The following is a 4,459-nucleotide window of genomic DNA, read 5'->3' on the forward strand; positions in this document are numbered from 1 at the left end:
TTGGGGCCTCTGAGTCGGTGACGGCGTCACGGATGATCCGCGCGAGCGTTGAGGGTCTGGGGAAACTGAAGATCTGCCGCGATCGCGGGTCGGGGTCGAAGCCGTTGGTAAAGTGTGTCTCGGATCCGGATGCTTCGAACGCGAACGGGAGCCGCCCGTCCCGGAGGTCTGCGCGTTGCCGATGCGACTCGGGAAGCCCACCGGCATACATAGCGGACTGCCACTCCACCCCCGAAAGTGGTGTGCCCACAGGCTTGGCTTCGATCACTCCCACGACTCTCTTGTTAACATACAGCAAGTAGTCCACACGGCCATGGCCAGGAGCCATCACCGCCTCGCGAATTGCGACCCCGTCTCCTGCGAATAAGTTCGTCGCTTTGCCATCTTGCACGACCCACCCTGCCGCACGGAGCTGAGAGTCGATCAGGACACGCGCCTGCTGCTCAGCGGGGAGGCGTGGGTTTTCGGACATGCCAACGAGTCTATCGCTCTCTGAAGCTGGTGATGCTTCTATGCTTCCTTTACCCGATGGCTAGTTTTCAATGCTCCGCTGCGTCTCAGGTTTCGTGGCGGCGAGGTTGTCGTATAGGCGTGACGACGCGTGTGCGGTCTTCGCCGCGTAGGAGCTGATTTTCGATGTGAAGCTCGGCGGTCGCGGTTGCTGCGATGGTCAGCTGCTCTTCGAGGCCCTGGATCCGCTCGCGAAGACGCCGGGCGTCGGCCCGTTTCTCGCTCAGCTCGCGCCGTAGTGTTTCGATCTCTTGGTCACGCGGTTGAGTGCCGTCGACGCGGCGTGACCATTCTTCGAGAACAGAGCGGGCGCGGTTCATAGTCGCTCGACTAACACCTGCCTCTCGGTAGAGGTTCTCCTTGATCAGGCGCCCGTCGGTCCGTTCGGCGTTGCCGGAGAGCAGCTGTTCCATGGCGGCGCGTAGCTTGATCTCGGAGTCGGACTGTTGGGTACGGTCAGTCATCGGGGAACCTCCGGGTGATCTTCTGGACTTCTGCGAGTTCTGACTCGAGTTGCTCGCGGCTGTGCGGGGCCATTTTGCGGTCTTCGAGCTTGTGGAGGAGGTCCTGTTCCTCTGCGATCCATATCGAGGCGTGTTCGTCGGTGACCACGGAGTTCCTGCAGGTGGCTGGTTGGCAACGGTTAGGCATGACCCCGTCGGCGGCGACAGCGGCCGGGAGGTCTTGGAGGCATGCTGCCTGTTCGCGGATGCCGAGGCAGTGGTTGAGCGTGCCCCAGCGCAGCGTGCTGAAGTGGTCGCGAAGGAGTGTTCGGAGTGTCCGCTCGTCGCCCACTTTCACCTCGTTCTCCATGACATTTTCTACCTGAGCGATCTCGTCACGGAAGCGCTGGGCACCTGCGCCACCGAGGCGGATCTCCGCGTCGCCCTTGGTTGCCCACAGGCCGACCAGGCGTGCCGCGACGGCGTCCTGAAGCTCGTGCTCGAACTCGGCGGCCCATTCCGGAGTCTCGGTCGCGTATCCCGAGGTCGTGGCGTTGGAGACGGCACGACGAGCTGCATGCTTGAGCTGGATGCCCAGGGCGATCTCGCCGTCGGGCTGTTGGGCGGTAATCACGGCCATTGTCCGGCGGAACATGTGCGGCGCCAAGTGGGCCTCTGGGATGTGTTCGAGTCCGGCAGCCGGGCCGAGTGCGTTGATCTGCGGGATGAAATAGCCCAACTGCTCATGGCGATCGAAGCGTGCGAAACGCTCGTCGGGCTGGTGATTTTGCCGGGTCGATCCGAAGACGTCGTCACTGAGTGCGAGCCGTTCTGCGACGACGATCGCTTGCGCGACGGGTTCGGTGATCCACCAGTTGCGACGCCGCGTTCCATTGCGCCCCTTCCGGAGCAGTGAGGTGACGGCGGGGGCTCCATGGAATGTCGTGAGGGAGCCCTTCTTGATGCTCAGCAGTTCGGAGTCGCGCATCATCGTCAGCGCCGCGCAGAACACGTAGCACGCGTTGCGCAGGATCTTGATCTGTTCTCGGATCGTGGCCGGGTCGAATCCGTCGATCCAGGGCCCGCTCGAACCGTCGAGGCGTTCGACCTCTGCCGGACGGGTGAGGAGACCACCGCGGATGGATGTGATCGTGCCGGTATTCAATGCATTCCGGATCTTCTGCCGCCTTGATCCGACGGCGGGATTCGCCTTGTCGGTGAACAGATGCTTGCTGTGCCCGTCGGAGATCAGCAGCGACAGAAGCGTCCAGTGGATCTCACCTTTTGTGAATCGTCCGTAGGTCAGCCGATGCAGGGGCACACAACTGTCGGGAGCTCGCAACCATGCCTCGAGCATGGCGTCGGAGTCGGTGACGCGTCGACGTTCACCTCGAGGTCGGTCGAGTGCTGCCCATTCGTCAGAGGCGTTGAAGATGTCGTGGGAGAACACGTCGATGTACTGCCAGCAGGCCCGTAGAAGCGGCCACCATACCGCAGGGGGGATCACCGGGGTGCTGAGTTCTGCGCTGACTCGCCGACCGCTGAGTACCGCTGTTGTCTCATCGCCCCAGGGCACGAACGAGAGGCCACCGCCGGTGAGGAGCGCGCCGTAGGTGTGCAGATCGCGAATAGCACTGACCGCGGATGTCACGGCGGAGGTGGCCGCGTGCGCCTTGGCATCGATCAGGAAACGGTCAAGGTCGGTCTGGCGAAGCTCTCGTAGCGGGATCTCGCCGAGGTTCTCGGAGTGCCAGGCAGCAAATCGCCGTAGTCCGTCGAGCTTGGCTCGGATGGTCTTCACATGCACGGGCTGAGCGGACAGGTGGATGCGTTGGCGGCGCACGATGCTGTGCACCGGGTTGAGCTGCGCGATAGCGAGCTCTCGAGCGCGAAGGTTCCACTCGGTGTCGAACCTGTCGAACAGCAGCACCGCAGAGTGGCGGCCAGCAGCGGGGTTCCACCCCAGTGAGCGAAGATCCCATCTTTTCGACTCGCCGAACACGGGCACGGGAAGGTCATGCTCGAGGTGGCGGTGCTGAAGGACCGGCATCTCCGGGGACCAGTAGTCGCTGTCTGGTCCAGGTTGGTCCGAGGCAAGCAGGCGGTGTGTGGTCATAGATGGGCTCCTCGCTGGGCAAGCGGAACGTGAACGCGCTCGGCGACGTCCTGGATGTCTCTGGAGGCCTGGTCGCGTTGCTCTTGCGAAAACATGTCTAGGACCTGTTCGATGTTCGCTACCTGCTGGCCGTAGACCGAGGCGAACTGCGCCGGGGACATCTCGTTCTCGTAACTTCGCAGCACCTCGCGGTAACCAATAATCCGGGGCAGGTGGTCTGCGAAAACTATTGCGTTCGGGCACGCGAAGCACATCGAGGGTCGATGCTCACACAGACGCCCCGCGGGGCTGAACGGGGACTCGTACGGCGACGCGCAGTGTGCAACGTTCATCTCGCGATCCGTCGAACTCGCGGTGACCTCCGCGGCTGCGGCTTCCGCCAGTGTGTCATCGGCTTCTCCATCGACGGAGTGTGCATGAGCGTTCACGAAGATGGGACCACGCTGTATTCGGGTGAAGACTTGCTGCTGGGCAGCGTTTACGGCGGCGCCTGCCAGCACGTGGACCGTGGTCGTTTGGGCGTAGTGGCGTTGGTAGACCTCGACGCTGTGGTCGTCACCGGCCGCGACATCCGCGCTGCGCAGCACTGCGGCACGCACGCTCTTGACGGTCTTGCGCAGGCGACGCGCATCGTGTGGGTGAGAGATTGAGGGTGATATCGAGGTCAGTATGGAGCTGAACGGTCTACGGGAGAAGGACTCCGCGCGGGCAGCGAGATGCCTGGTACTTGTGCGGTTCACGGTCAGGAACAGTGATTCGGCATCCGGTGCGAGATTGGCCGTCATCTCGTCACGCGCGTGCTTGGTCACAGCAATTAGCCGTCGCAGGAGATCACCGGCACGCCAGCCTGTGCGGCCGTCGTGGGTAAGCGCACAACGGACCGTGCGACTGCGACGAGCACGCGCCTTGTGCAACCGCACGTGGATAGCGTCGGTCGCAGTTTCGATGTCACTGAGCGTGACTCGTGACCACTCTTCGGGCGCCGCCCCGGTCTCCAGCTGAAGGAGGGTGCGGAACGCTACGAGATCAGTGTCCGAGGGGTACAAGTACGACATGAGTCGCCGCATCACCCGGGCGCCGCCGCCGTATGTCGTTGCACGGTCGAATGCGAACTCCTCACTCAACTCATTGAGGACACCCTGATCGCAGGCCCGAACGGCAACGGCATCGATTGACACTCCCGGGTAACGGCCCTCGTGGCGAACGGCCCAGATCGCGTCGTGGGCGCGCACCCACCCGTCGGAATCAGGAGCCGAGCCGTGGCAGAGGCCGCGCTGGCCAATGGCGAGGCGATCTTCCAGCGTCCGAATACGTCGGCGACATTCGTCCCGGATGGCAAGGCGCTCAGCATTGCTGAACTCGTCAAGTGGGGTCTCTTCGCCGCCGCCGT

3 protein-coding genes and 1 pseudogene are annotated in these 4,459 nt (G+C 63.2%); all 4 read right to left on the reverse strand.

All coding sequences use genetic code 11. From position 1 onward, the window contains the following. A pseudogene (locus tag ACTICP_RS15855) lies at positions 1–472 on the reverse strand (DEAD/DEAH box helicase); the annotation flags it as partial. 85 nt (positions 473–557) lie between these two features. Beyond that, a complete protein-coding gene (locus ACTICP_RS15860) occupies positions 558–974 on the reverse strand; it encodes a hypothetical protein (protein ID WP_101598857.1) in 417 nt (138 codons plus the stop codon). Beyond that, positions 967–3,069 (reverse strand): hypothetical protein, encoded by a 2,103-nt coding sequence (locus tag ACTICP_RS15865; protein ID WP_441894006.1) that lies wholly within the window; start codon positions 3,067–3,069, stop codon positions 967–969. The genes ACTICP_RS15860 and ACTICP_RS15865 overlap by 8 nt, the downstream gene beginning before the upstream one ends. Beyond that, the coding region (locus tag ACTICP_RS15870; RefSeq protein ID WP_441894008.1) for a hypothetical protein at positions 3,066–4,459 on the reverse strand (1,394 nt) is incomplete at its 5' end. The genes ACTICP_RS15865 and ACTICP_RS15870, both read right to left, overlap by 4 nt.

The organism is Microbacterium sp., from assembly GCF_052102115.1.
In the GTDB taxonomy this organism is placed as follows: domain Bacteria; phylum Actinomycetota; class Actinomycetes; order Actinomycetales; family Microbacteriaceae; genus Microbacterium.

Coding starts and splice junctions, on each gene's coding strand:
- ACTICP_RS15860 (WP_101598857.1), bottom strand. CDS start 974: ATGACTGACCGTACCCAACAGTCCGACTCCGAGATCAAGCTACGCGCC.
- ACTICP_RS15865 (WP_441894006.1), bottom strand. CDS start 3,069: ATGACCACACACCGCCTGCTTGCCTCGGACCAACCTGGACCAGACAGC.